Genomic DNA, 14,899 nt, shown 5'->3' with positions numbered 1-14,899 from the left:
TCACCGGGTCTCGATACGCCGCGCCGCGACTTCGTTCCTCAGTCGCGCCGGGCTACTCGACCACCGATGAGCTGATCTTCGGCGCTTCGCGCCTCAGCTCAGCTCGCGCTTGAGGATCTTGCCGGTCGAGGTCATCGGGAGCGAGTCGACGAACTGGACGACGCGCGGGTACTTGTAGCCCGCCATCTGCTCCTTGCCCCAGGCGACCAGCTCGTCCTCGGTGAGCGAGGAACCCGGCTGGCGGATGACGACGGCCTTGACCTCCTCGCCGTGCACCTCGTCGGGGACGCCGATGACGGCGGCCAGCGAGACGTCGGGGTGGGTCATCAGGACCTCCTCGATCTCGCGCGGGTACACGTTGTAGCCGCCACGGATGATCATGTCCTTGGACCGGTCGACGATGTAGTACCAGCCGTCGGCGTCGCGCTTGCCGAGGTCGCCGGACCGGAACCAGCCATCGTGGATCGCCTCGGCGGTGGCCTCGGGCCGCTGGTAGTAGCCCTTCATGACGTTGTGGCCCTTGATCGCGATCTCGCCGATCTCGTCGGCGCCCTCGACCTCGCTCCAGTCGGGGTTGATCAGCTTCATCTCGACCCCGGGGATCGGCGTGCCGATCGAGCCGACCCGGGCCGGCTCGCCGTAGTGGGAGAACGACGCGACGGGCGAGGTCTCGGACAGGCCGTAGCCCTCGAGGATGGTCACGCCGAACTTCTTCTCGAACTCGCGGTGCACCTCGACCGGCAGCGCCGCCCCACCCGCGGTCGCGACGCGCAGGTTCGAGGCGAGCGCCGAGACGTCGATGTCGGGGTCGTCGGCCAGCGCGCCGAGCAGGCCCCAGTACATCGTCGGCACCCCGGCGAAGTAGGTGATGCCCTCGTCCAGCATCAGCCGCAGCGCCGCGTGGGCCTCGAAGCGCGGCAGCATCACGACGGTGCCGCCGTAGGCGAAGACGCCGTTCTGGATGCAGGTCTGCCCGAAGGAGTGGAAGAGCGGCAGCACGCACAGCGCGGTGTCCGGCCGCTCGGCCGTCGCACCGAAGAGCTGCTCGCCCATCAGCGCGTTGTCGCGCATGTTGCGGTGCCGCAGCTCCGCGCCCTTCGGCTGGCCGGTCGTGCCGGAGGTGTAGAGGATGACCGCGGTGTCGTCCTCGTCGGTCGCGACGGTGTCGAACGTCGCGGGCTGGCCGCCCATCGCCTGCGCCATCGTCTCGACGCCCTCGATCGGGGACGGCGCGGCGAGGTCGGCGGTGATCACGAAGAAGTGCTCGCAGCCGGCGACCCGGGAGAAGCCCTCGTGGCCGGCCTCGCCCATCGGCAGCTCGGGCGTGCCCTCGAAGCAGAAGTACGCCTTCGCGTCGGAGTCCTCGAGGTGGTAGGCCACCTCCCGCGCCTTGAGCAGCACGTTCAGCGGGACGACCGTGGCGCCGGCCTTGAGGATGCCGAAGTAGACGACGGTGAAGAACGGGAGGTTCGGGCACGTGAGCGCCACCTTGTCCCCGGGCTGGACCCCGCGCGAGACCAGCAGGTTGGCGACCATGTTGGCGAACGCGTCGACCTCGGCGTAGGTCAGGCGGGCCGCGTCGGCACCGGGTCGCGGCAGCACGACAGCGGTGCGGTCGGGGTAGTCCTGTGCGCTCTTCTCGAGCAGCGTCGCCAGGTTGTACGTCGTCACGGGGGCGCCCTCCATCACTCAGCCGGCTTGCGGGGTCGCCGCCAACCTACTCACCGGTCACGAACCGCGCGACAGGATCGCGGCAGCTCGTCGCAGGTCAGCGCGCACAGCCGGCACGCTGAGGGCCGTGAACGCGCGGCCGACGGGTCCGAGCACCCGGACGGCGAAGGCGAAGGTGACGTCGCAGCCGGTCGGGGTGGGTGCGAAGGTCAGCTCGAGGTCGGCCGTGACCGCGCGCCAGGTCCCTGTCTCCGCCCAGCGGGTCGGGCGCTCGAACGTGGTCGTGCGCATCCGGGGGCGCAGGCCGGGCTTCGTGACGTCCACCCAGGTCTGCCCCGCGCGCGGCCGCCCGACCACGTGCTCGACGCGGCGCAGCGACGACTGCCACGCGGCCCGGTTCGCGGGGTCGACCAGGTAGTCGAAGGCGACCTCGGGCGCCACGGGGAACGAGACGGTCCCCGAGCCCGGCGTCGCGCTCAGAACCGCTCCCCGGTGAGCAGCTCGTACGCCTCGACGTACCGACTGCGGGTGCGCTCGACGACCTCGGGGGGCAGCGGCGGCGGCGCCTCGCCGGACGCGCGGTCCCAGCCCGCATCGGGCGAGAGCGCCCAGTTGCGGACGATCTGCTTGTCGTACGACGGCTGCGCCTGCCCCGGGCGCCACTGGTCGGCCGGCCAGAACCGGGAGGAGTCGGGCGTGAGGACCTCGTCGGCGAGCACGGTGGTGCCGTCGGGGCGGGCCCCGAACTCGAGCTTGGTGTCGGCCAGGATGATCCCGCGCTCCCGCGCGACCGACTCGGCGCGCGCGTAGACCGCGAGCGTCAGGCTGCGCAGCTGCGAGGCCCGCTCGGCGCCGACGGTGCCGGCCACGGCGTCGTACGACACGTTCTCGTCGTGCTCGCCGAGGTCGGCCTTGGTCGCCGGGGTGAAGACCGGCTCCGGCAGCCTGCTGCCGTCCTCCAGCCCGGCGGGCAGCGCGATGCCGCACACCTCGCCGGTCGCCCGGTAGTCCAGCAGGCCCGACCCCGTCAGGTAGCCCCGCGCGACGCACTCGACGGGGTACATCGCCAGCCGCTCGCACACGACCGCGCGGCCGCGCACCGACGCCGGCACGTCGGTCGAGAGCACGTGGTTGGGGACGAGATCGGCGAGCTGGTCGAACCACCACAGGGACATCCGGGTGAGGATCTCGCCCTTGTCCGGGATCGTCGTGTCCAGGACGAAGTCGAAGATCGAGATTCGGTCGCTGGCGACCATGAGGAGGGTGCCGTCGGGCAGCTCGTAGAGGTCGCGGACCTTGCCGCTGTGCAGGTGGGTCGCGCCCTCGATGTCGGGGGCCGCCGGGAGGTCGATGTCGGGCACGGAGCCACTCTAGGGAAGCGGGTTTCGCAACTTTGTCGATTGAGTTACTTTGGTTTGCGTGAAGCGGCCTCCCCGACCGGACCTTCTCATCGTCGGCGCCCCCAAGGCGGGCACGACCGCGCTGCACGCGGCGCTCGCCCAGCACCCCGAGGTGTTCGTCTCCCGACCCAAGGAGCCGAAGTACTGGCTCTGCGACGGCGCGCCACCCCCGGCCTGGCGCGGCCCCGGGGACGCGCACTCGCAGCGGGAGTGGATCTGGCGGGCCGAGGAGTACGCCGCGCTGTTCGCCGACGCACCCGAGGGGTCGGTGCGCTGCGAGAGCACGCCCTTCTACCTGTGGAGCCGTGGGGCGCACCGCCGGATCGGTGAGGGGCTGCCGGACGTGCGCCTGATCGCCGTGGTCCGCGACCCGATCGACCGCGCCTACTCCAACTGGATGCACCTGTGGTCCGACGGGCTCGAGCCGGTGGCCGACTTCGAACGGGCGTTCGCGCTCCAGGACGAGCGGGTGCGGGCCGGTTGGGCGCCGTTCTGGCGCTATCGCGAGCTCGGCCTGTACGGCGAGCAGCTGGCGCACCTCCACCAGCACGTCGACCCCCGCCAGGTCCTCGTGCTGCGCTACCGCGACGTCGTCGACGACCCGCGCGGCACCGTCGACCGGGCCTGCCGGTTCCTCGGCATCTCCACCGGAGCGGTCGCCACCATCCCGCGCGACAACGCCCGCGCGTACGTCGAGCCCGGCTGGCGCCCGCGGTTCCTCGGCCCGGCCGTGCGGGCCGGGGCGTGGGCCGGGCAGTTCGTCCGGCCCGACGTGTGGCGCCGGGCGAGCGCTCCCCTGGTCGCCCGGCTGGCCGGTCCGGACGCCGGCCCGCGCCCGCACCTGCAGCCCGAGCAGCGGGAGCGGCTGGTACCGGGCTTCACCGAGGACGTCCGGCTGCTCGAGCGGCTCACCGGCGACGACTTCTCCGACTGGCTCTCCACCGAGAGCCGCGGCGCGTTCGACCAGCGGCGGTCCGCGTCGGCCTGAGCCGGTGAGCGCGGCCTGAGCCGGCGGGGTCGTCAGGGGAAACGTGCAGACACGCCGGGGCTCGTCGGCGTGTCCTGCACATTTCCCCGGTCAGCCGGGGAAACGAACGACTCAGACGACCACCGTCACCAGGTCGTGCGCACCATCAGGGCGAGCGGCCTCGACGTAGAAACGGGTGCGACCGTCGGGGAGTGGGACGGCGGAGGCGTAGCGCCAGGCGCCGTCGGAGAACGGGGAGGCGATCGGGTCCTCGTCGTCGGCGACCAGACGGATGCCGTCCCACCGGGCGACACCGGTCGTCTCGTACCAGTTCGAGGCGGCGTCGGGGCGGCCGTCGTAGAGGACGGCCAGGGGCTGCTGGGTCAGCACCGTCGTGACCCGGGCCCCGCGGGCGTCCCAGCGGCCGGCGCGGCCGGCGAGCACCTCGCCGTGGTCCTCCCACCGCAGGCCGTCGGGGCTGGTGAGCAGCCGGGTCGTCATCCGGTCCTCCTGGCCCGCGTCGGTGAGCGGGTGGCAGCACAGCCACATCCGCCACCCGTCCGCGGTCGACTCGACCACGGGGTCCTTGACGGCCACCTGCTCGTCACCGGGCAGCACCACGCGGCGCTCGCCGTCGGGCAGCCCCTCGGGAGTCGACGCGGTCAGGCTGTCGACCCACCAGTGCTTGGAGCCCGGCGTCGCACACGACAGGTAGAGGCGCCAGCCGATCCCCGGCACCGGCACGAGCACCGGCCGCTCGAAGGACTCGCAGCCGAACGCCGCGCGGTGCACCTCGGCCACCGGTTCGAAGACCACGCCGTCGGCGGACCGGGCGACCACGACCGTCACTCCGCGGCCGGCGGACAGCGGTCGCCGCACCCGGTAGGTCAGCCAGAACGTGCCGTCCACGAGCACGGCGCTGGCCGCGCCCGCCCAGTTGCCGGGGCCGGCGCTCGGGGCGGGCACGACGACCCGCACCCCGTCGCCGTACGACGGAAGCGGCGGCAGCGTCTCGACCGACATGGACCCAGCATAGTCGAGTGACCGAGTCGACAAAGGCGTCGCGAGTTCCGCGGTCAGGTGAACAGGAGGTGTCCGCCGGGAGTAGCGTCCGCCCATGCCCGACGCCCCGCACCCCGACTTCAGCGAGGTCGCGAACGAGCCGCCGGCGGAGTCGCTGGCCCACGAGAGCGAGCTGGTCGAGCACATCGCGCACGAGCACGACTTCCCCGACCGGCCGTCCGAGCACCCGGTCGACGAGCAGCTCGCCGGCGTGATGGACCCCGAGGTCCTGCGCGCCGAGCTCCCCTAGGCGCGCCGCCACGGCGCCGGCCGGCCCTGCAGCCACCACTCCATGCGCCGGGTGATCCACGGCAGCGCGACGTACGTCATCACCGGCGTCATCACCAGCACCACGCAGAGCACCCGCAGCAGCAGCGGCCAGCTGAGGATCGTGTGGCCGGCGGCCCAGTTGGCCAGCACGCTGAGCGGGTAGAAGACCAGGAAGATCACGCACGCCTGCTTCCACCGCGGCGGGGCGGGCGGAGCCGGGCGGAGGTCCTCGACGTCGCGGGTCACGGGCGGGTCGAACCAGCCCTCGATGCCGGTACGGCGCTCGACGCGCGACTCGCCCACCAGCCCCTGGGCGGCGCCGAGCCACCAGCGGCGCTGGGGCGACGCCTCCCAGGCGCCGAGCGACTCCGCGTCGGCGAACCGGTAGAGCATGTGCCACTCGGCGGAGTCCGGCGCCGGGCGCACCCACCCCGACCCGAGGAAGCCCTCGAACCGGATCGCGAGCTCGGTGCCCGCACGCATCCAGGCGAGCATCTCCGCGCTGTTCTCGGGCGCGACGGTGCGGGTGATCGAGACGGTGACCGGGACGCCCATGGCCGTGATCCTGGGGGCCGCCGGGCGAGCGTGCAACTCGGCTTGGCAGAGTGTCGCCATGCCGGAGTCTGCAGCGGAGATGTACGCGCGAGTCCTCGCCTCGGGAGAGGGCGGCCGGCTCCCGGCCCCCGACATGAGCGGCTGGGACGTGTTCCCCTGGGAGGCCGTCGACGGCGCCGTCGTGCCGAAGGTCCTCCTCGAACCCGGGGCCGAGCAGCCACGGGCGGGTGAGGAGGGCGGCCGCGACTGCGACTTCTGCACCTCGGCGCTCGAGGCCGACATCGTCTGGGAGGACGAGCACTGGGTGCTCACGGCCGGCCGACGGCCGACCGGACTGCCGCTGGTCCTCACGCTCTGGACCCGCGAGCACGTCGACGTCGGCGGTCTCGACGACGAGCACGCCTCCGAGCTCGGCCGGATCTCGAGCCGGCTGGTCCGGATCATCGAGGGCCTGCCCGGCATCGGCCGGGCGCACGTCAACCGCTGGGGCGACGGCGGGGCGCACACGCACGTGTGGTTCTTCGCCCGCCCGGAGGGCTTCGCCCAGATCCGCGGCTCCTACGCCGTCGAGTGGGACGACGTGCTGCCCCCCGTCCCCGACGAGGTGCGCCGGGCCGACCTGCACACCGTGGCCACCAAGCTCGCGAACTGGGGCGGTCACGCCCGCGTCTGAGCCGACCGCCCGGGCATGGCCCCGTCGCACGGCGGGAACCCTGACCCGGTGACGGAGGAGCCGCTGGTCACGCGGGAGCACGAGGCCGACGCAGCGCAGGACCAGGCAGAGCACGACCAGGCAGGGCACGACCAGCCCCACCCGCGACGCTGGCGGATCCTCGCGGTGTCGCTGGTGATCGGCTTCATGGCACTGCTGGACGTGACGATCGTCAACGTCGCCATCCCGTCGATCCAGGGCGGCCTGCACACCTCCGCGGCCACGGTGCAGTGGGTGGTCTCCGGCTACGCCCTCGCCTTCGGCCTGACGCTGGTGACCGGCGGCCGGCTCGGCGACGCCTACGGCCGCCGCACGATGATGCTGGTCGGCCTGACCGGGTTCATCGCCGCCAGCGCCGGCGTCGGGCTGGCACCCACCGCGACCTGGGTCGTCGTCGGGCGGCTGGTGCAGGGCGCGAGCGCCGGGCTGCTGACGCCGCAGAACTCCGGGCTGATCCAGCAGCTCTTCCGCGGCCGCGAGCGGGCCCGGGCGTTCGGCCTCTTCGGCCTGGTCGTGTCGATCTCCTCGGCCACCGGCCCGGTGCTCGGCGGCCTGATCATCGCCGCGTTCGGCGAGGAGCACGGCTGGCGCTACATCTTCCTGGTCAACGTCCCGATCGGCCTGGTGGCGATGGTCGCGGTCGCCCGGATGGTCCCGCAGCGCCCCCGCGACCAGCACGAGACCGGCACCCACCTCGACCTGCTCGGCGCGGGCCTGCTCGGCGCCGCCGTGCTGTGCGTGCTGCTGCCCACCGTCGCGGCCGAGGGCGGCGACCGGCTGCCGCTGCTGCTCCTGCTGGCCGCCGTACCCCTCGGCTGGGCCTTCGTCCGGCGCGAGCTCGGGCTGGTACGCCGCGGCGGCGCGCCGCTCCTCGACATCGACCTGCTCCGGCAGACCCCCGGCTACGCGAACGGCGTGGCGGTCGGCGCGCTCTACTTCACCGGCTTCACGGGGTTCTTCCTCGTGCTCTCGGTCTACTACCAGGAGGACCTCGGGCTGACCGCGCTGCAGGCCGGGCTGCTGATGTGCCCGTTCGCGGTCGGCTCCGCGATCACCGCGCCGCTCTCGGGTCGGGTGGTCTCCGACCTGCACCGCAAGGTCACCGTCCTCGCGCTGCTCACGATCATGGCCGGCATCCTGCTCGTCGCCCTCGTGGTGCCGGCCGTCGCGACCGACCGGCTGTGGTTGGCCGCGGTGCCGGTCACGTTCCTCGCCGGCCTCGGCGGCGGCGGCGTGGTCTCGCCCAACATGACGCTGTCGCTGGAGGACGTCCCGCCGCGGATGGGCGGCGCCGCGGGCGGCGCGCTGCAGACCGGTCAGCGGATCGGCGCCTCCATCGGGGCCGCGCTGGCGATGACCGTCTACCAGCTCACGCTCGCCTCGCACGGCGGCGGCACGGCGCTGCGGGCCGCGCTGCTGACCGGGCTGCTCCTCCTCGGCGCGTCACTGACCATGGCGGTCCGGGCGCTGCGCACCGACCCCGGGGTGCAGACTGGAGCATGACCTTCCTCTCGGAGCCACCCACCACCCCCGAGGTGCAGGCGCTGTACGACGCCGACGTCGCCGGCCGCGGCTACGTCATGAACCTCAGCCGCACCTGGGCCCACCACCCCGAGGCGCACGACGTCCTCTTCGACCTGCTCCGCGACGTCGCCGCGCGCGGCGGGCTCACGATGCGCGAGCGCGCCGTGCTGGTGACCGCCTGTGCGTCGACCATGGGGGACCCCTACTGCTCGCTCGCCTGGGGCACCAAGCTGGCGGAGGAGGCGACCGACGCGGCCGCCGCCTCGGTGCTGGCCGGCGGTGACGGCGGGCTCACCGACGCCGAACGGGCGCTCGCCACCTGGGCGCGGCAGGTCGCCACCGACCCCAACGCCACGACGGAGGCCGATGTGCAGCGACTGCGCGACGCGGGCTACTCCGACGGCCAGGTCTTCGCGATCACCGCCTTCACCGCCCTGCGGCTGGCGTTCTCGACGATCAACGACGCGCTCGGCGCGGTGCCCGACACCGAGCTCAGCGAGGCCGCGCCGCCCGCCGTGCGGGACGCGGTGACCTGGGGCCGGTCCTAGAGGATCGCGCCGGGCGAGTACGCCGCGGCGTCGGGGTGCCGCGCGGTCAGCTCGGCGACCCGGCGTACGACCGTCTGCACCTGGTCGACCGCGGCACCGGTGAACGTGATCGGGTCCGCGACGAGGCCGGCCAGCTGGTCGGCGGTCAGGCCGAGCCGCGGGTCGGCGGCGAGGCGCGCGAACACGTCGTTCTCGGCCTGGCCCCGGCGCATGTCGAGCGCGGTGCCGACGGCCGCCTCCTTGATCGCCTCGTGCGCCGCCTCCCGGCCCACGCCGTTGCGCACCGCGGCCATGAGCACCTTGGTGGTGGCGAGGAAGGGCAGGTAGCGGTCGAGCTCGCGCTGGATGACGGCCGGGAACGCGCCGAACTCGTCCAGCACGGTCAGGAAGGTCTCGAAGAGCCCGTCGGCGGCGAAGAACGCGTCCGGCAGCGCCACCCGGCGGACGACGGAGTCGGAGACGTCACCCTCGTTCCACTGGTCGCCGGCCAGCTCGCCGACCATCGACAGGTGGCCGCGCAGGACCACGGCGAGACCGTTGACCCGCTCGCAGGACCGGCTGTTCATCTTGTGCGGCATCGCCGACGACCCGACCTGGCCCTCCTTGAACCCCTCGGTGACCAGCTCGTTCCCGGCCATCAGGCGGATCGTGGTCGCGAGGTTCGACGGGCCCGCCGCCAGCTGCACCAGGGCGCTGACGACCTCGAAGTCCAGCGAGCGCGGGTAGACCTGGCCGACGCTGGTGAGCACCGTGTCGAAGCCGAGGTGGGCGGCGACCCGCTCCTCGAGCTGCTGCAGCCGGTCGGCGTCGCCGTCGAGCAGGTCGAGCATGTCCTGGGCGGTGCCCATCGGGCCCTTGATGCCGCGCAGCGGGTAGCGCGCCAGCAGCTCCTCGAGTCGCTGGAGGGCGACGAGCATCTCGTCGGCGACGGTCGCGAACCGCTTGCCGAGGGTGGTCGCCTGCGCCGCCACGTTGTGGCTGCGCCCGGCCATCACGGTGGTCTCGTGCTCGGCGGCCAGGCGTCCGAGCCGGGCGAGCGCGGCGACGGCGCGGTCGCGGACCAGCGCGAGGGACTGCCGCACCTGGAGCTGCTCGACGTTCTCGGTGAGGTCCCGCGACGTCATGCCCTTGTGGATGTGCTCGTGGCCGGCGAGTGCGGAGAACTCCTCGATCCGCGCCTTCACGTCGTGGCGGGTCACCCGCTCGCGCGCGGCGATCGACGCCAGGTCGACGCCCTGCTCGCCCCGGTCCACCACGGCGCGGTAGTCCTCCACCACGCCGTCCGGCACGGCGATCCCGAGGTCGCGCTGCGCCTCGAGCACCGCCAGCCAGAGCTGCCGCTCCAGCACCACCTTGTGCTCCGGCGACCAGATCCCCCGCAGCTCGGCGGAGGCGTAGCGGGTGGCCAGCACGTTCGGGACGCTCACGGGACGCCATCCTCCCACGCCTGCTGTCCCCCACCGCCGCCCGGTTGAGTTGAGGGTTGTGACCGGTTGAGTCGAGGGTTCGGACCACCCTCCGGGTCACAACGCTCAACTCAACCGGTCACAACGCCCAACTCAACGCAGAGAGGCGCCCTCGACGACGCCGAGGGGCTCGGCGGCGATGTCGCTGCGCCGCTGCAGGCCGGGGAAGGTGACCAGGCGGGCGGCGGCGTACGCCCGGGCGCGGGCGTCGGCGACGTCCGAGCCGACGGCACGTACGGCGAGGACCCGGCCGCCCGCGGTCACCAGCCGGTCGCCGTCGAGCGCGGTGCCGGCGTGGACCACGTCGACCCCCTCCTCGGCAGCGGCCGCCTCGACACCGGTGATCACGTCACCCGTCGACGACGACTCGGGGTAGCCGGCTGAGGCCAGCACGACGCTGACCGCCGCGCCGGGGCGGAAGGCCGGCGGGGCCACGTCGGCGAGCCGGCCCTCGGCCGCCGCCAGCAGCAGCTCGCCGAACGGCGAGTCCAGGAGCGCCAGCACCGGCTGGACGTCCGGGTCGCCGAACCGCACGTTGAACTCGATCACCCGCGGCCCGGCCGGGGTCAGCGCGAGCCCGACGTAGAGGCAGCCCACGAACGGCGTGCCCCGCCGCGCCATCTCGCCCAGCGTCGGCAGCACCACCGAGTCCAGCACCACCTCGGCCAGGTCGGGCCGGGCCCAGGTCAGCGGCGTGTACGAGCCCATCCCCCCGGTGTTGGGCCCACGCCCGCCGTCGAAGATCCGCTTGAAGTCCTGCGCGGGCTGGAGCGCGTACGCCGTCGTCCCGTCGCACACGGCGAACAGCGACACCTCCGGACCGTCGAGGAACTCCTCGACGACGACCCGCCCACAGCCCGCCGCGTGGGCGAGGGCGGCCTCGCGGTCCCGGGTGACCACGACGCCCTTGCCGGCGGCCAGCGCGTCGTCCTTGACGACGTACGGCGGCCCGAAGGCGTCGAGCGCCGCCTCCACCTCGGCCGACGTCTCGCAGGTGCGCGAGCCGGCGGTCGGCACCCCGGCCGCCGCCATCACCTCCTTGGAGAACGCCTTGGAGCCCTCCAGCCGGGCCGCGGCGCGGGACGGGCCGAAGACCGCGATCCCCTGCTCGCGCACGGTGTCGGCCACCCCGGCCACCAGGGGTGCCTCGGGCCCGACCACCACCAGGTCGACCCCCAGCGAGGCGGCGAGGCCGGCGACGGCTCCGCCGGACATCGCGTCGACGTCGTGCAGGGTGGCGACCGCGGCGATCCCCGGGTTGCCGGGGGCGGCGTGCACCTCGGTCACCGCCGGGTCCTGCGCGAGCGCGAGGGCGAGCGCGTGCTCGCGGCCGCCGGTGCCGATGACGAGCGTCTTCACGGGCGCCCAGCCTAGAGGTCGTCAGGTCCGGCGGCTGATCGACTCCGAGTACGCCGCCGGCCGGAAGCGCAGGATCGGGTCGTCGGAGAGCTCGATGCCGTCGACGACGCGCGCCGGGTCGAAGACCAGGGGATCCTGGTCCGGCAGCTCCTCGGTCACCTCGAGTGTGCCGCCGAGCAGGTCGCGCGCGTGCTTCCAGACCGACGTCGCGTGGTGCGGGTCGTCACCGGCGCCGGCGACCTGCAGGCGTACGTCGAAGCGCACCGGCCCCTGCGCGAGCCGCGCCGCCATCTCCTCGAAGAGCCGGTCCGGGCCGCCGAAGGCCTGGTCGAGCGTCGCCGCCGGCTGCGGCACGAACGAGTAGCGCACCCAGCTGCGCCGACCCTCGGCGTCGCGCCAGCCGTAGGCGTGGATCGGGTAGTAGGTGCGCTCGGTGAAGCTGCGCGGCGAGGACACCGCCTTGCTGCGCAGCCCGTCGACGATCGCCGGCACCATCCGCGGGTGGCGGAGCAGGAAGAGCGGGAACGTCGCCTGATGCCGCGACGCCTCCGTCATCGCGACGAACTCCTCGGGGCTGTCGGTCGGGAACCGTCGCGAGGTCTGGCCGAGCAGGTCGGTCTCGGTGCCGTCCGGCAGCCGGAACTTCACCGCCATGCCCCGGATGTCGGGCACCTTGTCCGGGACGTCGGCGTCGCCCCCGGCGTTGGACCAGCGCACGACGACCGGGACCGGGTCGCCGGTCAGGTGGCCGGCGCGACCGAGGGCGGCCGCCTCCGGCGTGGCGGTGAAGGTGCCCGCATAGAACCGGCCCTTCGCGTGCAGGGTGCGGTGCCGGTCGGGGCCGCCGAAGGCGGCGCGCAGCCGGTCGATCGCGACGGTGGGGTCGATCATGGACGCGACGCTAGCCGCTCCGGCGTCGCGCGACGAGAGTCAGACCAGGTCGTGGCGCACGACGGTCGCGTCGCGCGACGGGCCGACGCCGACCGCGGAGATCCGGGCCCCGGACATGGCCTCGACCGCCTCGACGTACGCCCGCGCGCTGGCCGGCAGGTCGGCGAAGGTGCGGGCACCGGAGATGTCCTCCGACCAGCCGTCGAGGTACTCGTAGATCGGCGTCGCGTGGTGGAAGTCGCTCTGGTTGACCGGCATCTCGTCGTGGCGGGCGCCGTCGACGTCGTACGCGACGCAGACCGGGACCTGCTCCAGCCCGGTCAGCACGTCGAGCTTGGTGAGCACGAAGTCGGTGACCCCGTTGACGCGGGCGGCGTAGCGGGCGATGACCGCGTCGTACCAGCCGCAGCGGCGCGGCCGGCCGGTGGTCGTGCCGAACTCGGCGCCGACCTGGCGCAGATGCTCGCCCGCGTCGTCGTCCAGCTCGGTCGGGAACGGCCCCTCACCGACGCGGGTCGTGTAGGCCTTGACGATCCCGATGATCCGGTCGAGCCGGGTCGGCGGGATGCCGGAGCCGGTGCACGCGCCGCCGGCGGTGGCCGACGACGAGGTGACGAACGGGTAGGTCCCGTGGTCGACGTCGAGCAGCGTGGCCTGGCCGGCCTCGAGCAGCACCGTCTCGTCCCGGTCGAGCGCCTGGTTGAGCAGCAGCCCGGTGTCGCAGACCATCGGGCGCAGGCGGTCGGCGTACCCGAGGAGCTCCTCGACGGTGGCCTCGACGGTGACCGCACGCCGGTTGTAGATCTTGGTGAGCACCTGGTTCTTCAGCTCGAGGGCGCCCTCGACCTTCTGGGTGAGGATGTGCTCGTCGAAGAGGTCCTGGACCCGGATGCCGATGCGGTTCATCTTGTCGGCGTACGTCGGGCCGATCCCCCGCCCGGTCGTGCCGATCCGGCGGCTGCCCAGGAAGCGCTCGGTGACCTTGTCGAGCGTGCGGTTGTAGTCGGCGATCACGTGCGCGTTGGCGCTGACCCGCAGCCGGCTCACGTCGACGCCGCGGGCGACCAGGCCGTCGAGCTCCTCGAAGAGCACGGCGAGGTCGATGACGACGCCGTTGCCGATCACGGGCGTGCAGCCCGGGGTGAGGATGCCGCTGGGCAGCAGGTGCAGGGCGTACTTCTCGCTGCGTCCGTCGGGCTGGTCGATCACCACGGTGTGGCCGGCGTTGTTGCCGCCGTTGAACTTGACGACGTAGTCGACGCGGGAGCCCAGGAGGTCGGTCGCCTTGCCCTTCCCCTCGTCACCCCACTGGGCGCCGATGATGGCGATGGCGGGCATCTGTGTCTCCTCGCACCTGCTCTGGACAGTCAAAAGGCTCCGGCGCAACAGCACCGGAGCTCTTGCGGCCACACGCTACCAAAGCGACCGCACCGACGACCGTGCCTCTTCTCGACGGGTAGTGTCCGACTGGTGGACCCCCTCCTCGTCATCACCAACAGCGACGCCGGGACGGCGGACGAGGAGAACCTCGGCGCTGCGCTCGCGGTGCTCCGTGAGCGCGCGTCGGTGGAGGTCGCCGCGACCTCGAACCCCGGCGAGCTCGACGGGGTGCTGCACCGCGCCGGGTCGCGCCGGATCGTGGTCGCGGGCGGTGACGGCAGCCTGCACGCCGTGCTCTCCGCCCTGCACCGGCGGCGCCAGCTGGAGCGCACGGTGCTGGGGCTGCTGCCGCTGGGCACCGGCAACGACTTCGCCCGCGGCGTCGACGTCCCGCTCGACCCCGAGGAGGCCGCACGCGTGGTGCTCGACGGCACCCCGCGCCCGATGGACCTGGTGGTCGACGAGGTCGGCGAGATCGTCGTCAACAGCGTGCACGTCGGTGCCGGCGCGGAGGCCAGCAGGCGCGGCGCGAGCCTGAAGGAGCGGTTCGGCAAGATCGCCTACCCGGTCGGCGCGCTCCTGACCGCCGTCGACCCCGCCGTGGTGCGGGTGCGCGTCGAGATCGACGGCGAGGTCGTCTGCGACCTGGACCGGCCGGTGCTGATGGTCGCCGTCGGCAACGGCCCCTCCGTCGGCGGCGGCACGCACCTCACCCCGGAGGCCGACCCCGAGGACGGCCAGGTCGACGTGCTCATCTCCCGCTCGACCGGCCCGCTCGCCCGCGTGCTCTACGCGCTGCGGCTGGGGTTCGCCACCCACCACCACCGCGAGGACGTCACCTACCTGCGCGGCCGGCGGGTCTCGGTGTCCGGCGGCCCGTTCTGGTGCAGCGCGGACGGCGAGATCTACGGCCCCGAGCGGCAGCGCACCTGGCACGTCGAGCCGGGCGCCTACCAGATGGTGCTGCCGTGATGAGCTGCTGCTGCGGTCCGCGTCCGAGGCGCGCGCCGTCCGGCTCAATTGCTGGGTGACGCGCCGTCGGGAGCGCTCCCACGACGACATCTCCCAACAATTGCGCGCTCACGGCCCGCGGA

Annotated in this window: 15 protein-coding genes; 6 read left to right on the top strand and 9 right to left on the bottom strand. The window is 73.3% G+C overall.

Annotation, left to right across the window (positions count from 1 at the left end; translation table 11 throughout):
- Positions 1 to 93: 93 nt before the first annotated feature.
- The 3 genes from ACILRH_RS02745 to ACILRH_RS02735 are packed head-to-tail and all read right to left on the bottom strand — an operon-like array spanning position 94 to position 3,032.
- A complete protein-coding gene (locus ACILRH_RS02745; RefSeq protein WP_395690603.1) occupies positions 94 to 1,671 on the bottom strand; it encodes a long-chain fatty acid--CoA ligase in 1,578 nt (525 codons plus the stop codon).
- Positions 1,672 to 1,728: 57 nt separating this feature from the next.
- Positions 1,729 to 2,151 (bottom strand): SRPBCC family protein, encoded by a 423-nt coding sequence (locus ACILRH_RS02740; protein WP_395691205.1) that lies wholly within the window; start codon positions 2,149 to 2,151, stop codon positions 1,729 to 1,731.
- Positions 2,148 to 3,032, bottom strand: a complete 885-nt coding sequence (locus tag ACILRH_RS02735) for a phosphoribosylaminoimidazolesuccinocarboxamide synthase (RefSeq protein WP_395690602.1) — start codon at positions 3,030 to 3,032, stop codon at positions 2,148 to 2,150. Before ACILRH_RS02735 ends, ACILRH_RS02740 begins: the two co-directional genes overlap by 4 nt.
- A gap of 58 nt (positions 3,033 to 3,090) precedes the next feature.
- On the opposite strand from ACILRH_RS02735, the gene ACILRH_RS02730 reads away from it, so the two are divergent.
- Positions 3,091 to 4,059: a sulfotransferase family protein gene (locus ACILRH_RS02730; protein WP_395690601.1), complete on the top strand. Its 969-nt coding sequence runs from the start codon at positions 3,091 to 3,093 to the stop codon at positions 4,057 to 4,059.
- Between the two features lie 111 nt (positions 4,060 to 4,170).
- Here ACILRH_RS02730 and ACILRH_RS02725 read toward each other — a convergent pair whose 3' ends face one another.
- A complete protein-coding gene (locus ACILRH_RS02725; RefSeq protein WP_395690600.1) occupies positions 4,171 to 5,061 on the bottom strand; it encodes a hypothetical protein in 891 nt (296 codons plus the stop codon).
- 94 nt (positions 5,062 to 5,155) lie between these two features.
- On the opposite strand from ACILRH_RS02725, the gene ACILRH_RS02720 reads away from it, so the two are divergent.
- A complete protein-coding gene (locus ACILRH_RS02720; RefSeq protein ID WP_395690599.1) occupies positions 5,156 to 5,350 on the top strand; it encodes a hypothetical protein in 195 nt (64 codons plus the stop codon).
- Here the strand turns inward: ACILRH_RS02720 and ACILRH_RS02715 are convergent.
- A complete protein-coding gene (locus tag ACILRH_RS02715) occupies positions 5,347 to 5,925 on the bottom strand; it encodes an antibiotic biosynthesis monooxygenase (protein WP_395690598.1) in 579 nt (192 codons plus the stop codon). The two genes, ACILRH_RS02720 and ACILRH_RS02715, sit on opposite strands and share 4 nt — an antisense overlap.
- Before the next feature lie 58 nt (positions 5,926 to 5,983).
- On the opposite strand from ACILRH_RS02715, the gene ACILRH_RS02710 reads away from it, so the two are divergent.
- Genes ACILRH_RS02710 through ACILRH_RS02700 form a run of 3 tightly spaced genes read left to right on the top strand, consistent with a single transcriptional unit; the run spans position 5,984 to position 8,709 of the window.
- A complete protein-coding gene (locus ACILRH_RS02710; RefSeq protein WP_395690597.1) occupies positions 5,984 to 6,598 on the top strand; it encodes a hypothetical protein in 615 nt (204 codons plus the stop codon).
- Positions 6,599 to 6,646: 48 nt separating this feature from the next.
- Complete coding sequence (locus tag ACILRH_RS02705; protein ID WP_395690596.1) at positions 6,647 to 8,140, top strand: MFS transporter; 1,494 nt, start codon at positions 6,647 to 6,649, stop codon at positions 8,138 to 8,140.
- Positions 8,137 to 8,709 (top strand): carboxymuconolactone decarboxylase family protein, encoded by a 573-nt coding sequence (locus ACILRH_RS02700; protein WP_395690595.1) that lies wholly within the window; start codon positions 8,137 to 8,139, stop codon positions 8,707 to 8,709. The genes ACILRH_RS02705 and ACILRH_RS02700 overlap by 4 nt, the downstream gene beginning before the upstream one ends.
- Here ACILRH_RS02700 and purB read toward each other — a convergent pair.
- The 4 genes from purB to ACILRH_RS02680 form a co-directional block, all read right to left on the bottom strand.
- On the bottom strand, positions 8,706 to 10,136 hold the full coding sequence (gene purB / locus ACILRH_RS02695; RefSeq protein WP_395690594.1) for an adenylosuccinate lyase: 1,431 nt from the start codon (positions 10,134 to 10,136) through the stop codon (positions 8,706 to 8,708). The two genes, ACILRH_RS02700 and purB, sit on opposite strands and share 4 nt — an antisense overlap.
- Before the next feature lie 132 nt (positions 10,137 to 10,268).
- A complete protein-coding gene (gene purD / locus ACILRH_RS02690; RefSeq protein ID WP_395690593.1) occupies positions 10,269 to 11,534 on the bottom strand; it encodes a phosphoribosylamine--glycine ligase in 1,266 nt (421 codons plus the stop codon).
- A gap of 21 nt (positions 11,535 to 11,555) precedes the next feature.
- A complete protein-coding gene (locus ACILRH_RS02685) occupies positions 11,556 to 12,425 on the bottom strand; it encodes a catalase (RefSeq protein WP_395690592.1) in 870 nt (289 codons plus the stop codon).
- A gap of 39 nt (positions 12,426 to 12,464) precedes the next feature.
- Positions 12,465 to 13,763 (bottom strand): adenylosuccinate synthase, encoded by a 1,299-nt coding sequence (locus ACILRH_RS02680; RefSeq protein WP_395690591.1) that lies wholly within the window; start codon positions 13,761 to 13,763, stop codon positions 12,465 to 12,467.
- 132 nt (positions 13,764 to 13,895) lie between these two features.
- Here ACILRH_RS02680 and ACILRH_RS02675 point away from each other — a divergent pair, with 132 nt between their 5' ends.
- Positions 13,896 to 14,777: a diacylglycerol/lipid kinase family protein gene (locus ACILRH_RS02675; RefSeq protein ID WP_395690590.1), complete on the top strand. Its 882-nt coding sequence runs from the start codon at positions 13,896 to 13,898 to the stop codon at positions 14,775 to 14,777.
- The last annotated feature ends 122 nt before the right edge of the window (positions 14,778 to 14,899 follow it).

This window comes from Nocardioides sp. (assembly GCF_044226765.1).
GTDB lineage: Bacteria > Actinomycetota > Actinomycetes > Propionibacteriales > Nocardioidaceae > Nocardioides.
Note: the sequence above shows the minus strand (reverse complement) of the source record. Positions and strands in the feature narration are given on the sequence as shown.

Coding starts and splice junctions, on each gene's coding strand:
- ACILRH_RS02725 (WP_395690600.1), bottom strand. CDS start 5,061: ATGTCGGTCGAGACGCTGCCGCCGCTTCCGTCGTACGGCGACGGGGTG.
- ACILRH_RS02720 (WP_395690599.1), top strand. CDS start 5,156: ATGCCCGACGCCCCGCACCCCGACTTCAGCGAGGTCGCGAACGAGCCG.
- ACILRH_RS02715 (WP_395690598.1), bottom strand. CDS start 5,925: ATGGGCGTCCCGGTCACCGTCTCGATCACCCGCACCGTCGCGCCCGAG.
- ACILRH_RS02710 (WP_395690597.1), top strand. CDS start 5,984: ATGCCGGAGTCTGCAGCGGAGATGTACGCGCGAGTCCTCGCCTCGGGA.
- ACILRH_RS02700 (WP_395690595.1), top strand. CDS start 8,137: ATGACCTTCCTCTCGGAGCCACCCACCACCCCCGAGGTGCAGGCGCTG.
- ACILRH_RS02685 (WP_395690592.1), bottom strand. CDS start 12,425: ATGATCGACCCCACCGTCGCGATCGACCGGCTGCGCGCCGCCTTCGGC.
- ACILRH_RS02680 (WP_395690591.1), bottom strand. CDS start 13,763: ATGCCCGCCATCGCCATCATCGGCGCCCAGTGGGGTGACGAGGGGAAG.